1 protein-coding gene is annotated in these 1,638 nt (G+C 51.0%); it reads right to left on the bottom strand.

Annotation, left to right across the window (positions count from 1 at the left end; genetic code table 11):
• Positions 1 to 111 precede the first annotated feature (111 nt).
• A complete protein-coding gene (locus tag PSEJ35_RS17335) occupies positions 112 to 1,515 on the bottom strand; it encodes a hypothetical protein (RefSeq protein ID WP_156924824.1) in 1,404 nt (467 codons plus the stop codon).
• Positions 1,516 to 1,638 lie beyond the last annotated feature (123 nt).

Genomic DNA, 1,638 nt, shown 5'->3' with positions numbered 1-1,638 from the left:
AACAACACCACAACGAGGAAGCAGCAATGCCTGAAGCTCAAGGCAAGGACGTCATGCACCCCGGGTTGACGGGAAGCTCCCCACGGAATTGTTAGAACTCAATGCGATCAACTAGAAAATGCGGCGCTTCAAATCAGAGAAAGCATTCAGCCCGCCACGCCAGTCGCTGCCAGTTTTTGCAAGAATGAATGGATATCTAGAATCATCATGGAAGATGAGCTTGTGGTGTTTTCCGTCTTCCAGAATTGCGAACCCGAGCGACTCCAGTTCAGCGCGAGCAGATACTGTCATTGAGTCATACTGACGCAAAACTTGCTTGAGTCGCTCCAAAATCTGTTCGCGCTCGCCAGAATGCGCATTCTGCTTAATAATGTCAGTCAAAACATCTCGGCGTCGGCTATGAGGCTCCGCGGCGTCGGCAGCAGCTTTTAGTGAATCAATAATTATATCTAAGCGCTCACCTTGATAAAGGTCTCTCTCTGTAGAGGCAAGAGCAAGACTTGTTCCGTCAGTGTTAGATACGCCGCTGGGAAGCTGACGCGCATATTTGGCGCGTGCCAGTTCCGCTTCTAGTCGTTGTATTTCCTCATCCTTCGATGCCATCTCAGCATCGAAGTGTCGAATGTACTCATTGATGTCATTTGACCCCGAGTCCTTCAGCTCCTGAAGGCGGTGCCTCGCGATCAGCTCTTGAAGGTTGGACCAAGTGCATTCTCTTTTTGTTCGTTGCGAAAGCAATGAAGCCCGTACCTTCCTTGATACGGCAATCTGCATTTCCTTAGGATCGGAATAGTTGCCGGTTGGCAGGAACAGCCATTTTCCGACGCCATCTGGCCAGTAGATCCCTACAGCACCACCGTATGCGTTCTCTCCATAGACTTCTCGCATGAGCTTGAAAGAGAAAGACCGACTGGGCTCGACAACAACATGAGCCATGCCAGACAGCCACTTCGCGGTTTGATCGGGATCGATGAATGGTTTGTCTCTGTTGTCAGCGCTTACATACACAACAGGCATTGTGTAATTTGCTTTTGCGCAGATGATGTCGGCAGCAAGAGACAAATCTTGCTCTTTCAGAAAGATTGGCTTGTCAGAAACGATCAGGTCGCCATCAACACCACCACCAATCCTCTCCATCAGGCTTTTCAGGATGTATGGTCGCTTTCCCTGATCCAATCTCTCGACAGGAAGCTCGGAGTCGACACTAAGCTGGACCGCAACAATGAATCCATCTTTCGACTTTGAACCAACAACGTCCGTTATCCATCTGATTTCGCCATCCTCGCGCTTCTCGTATCGCACTCCCGCCGTTTCTCTTTCGGAGTCTTTGAACGAAGAAGACAGGACCGACTCGTTTGCCGTTGATACGGACGTGCCATCCTCAAACTTGATGCCACTGAGCTTACGTGCCAATTCGCTGTGTGGACTCCCCGAAATCCATGCGTGTGTGCAGTCAAGTAGGTCCTCAGTCGTCTTTTCGGCGTTAATCGGAAACTGTGTCTTGAATGTGAGCACGCGAAGTTCTCCCCCTTGAGTTCTAACACCTGAGTTAAGCCGCGCCGCGAAGCGGCGTCGGCTTGGACGAGTAAAAAGGAGACTTCCCGCCCTTGCGGATCACCGCTCGGCCTCGAGGGCCAT

Source organism: Pseudoxanthomonas sp. J35, assembly GCF_000513995.1.
In the GTDB taxonomy this organism is placed as follows: Bacteria; Pseudomonadota; Gammaproteobacteria; order Xanthomonadales; family Xanthomonadaceae; genus Pseudoxanthomonas.
This window is presented reverse-complemented; position numbering and strand designations above follow the sequence as displayed.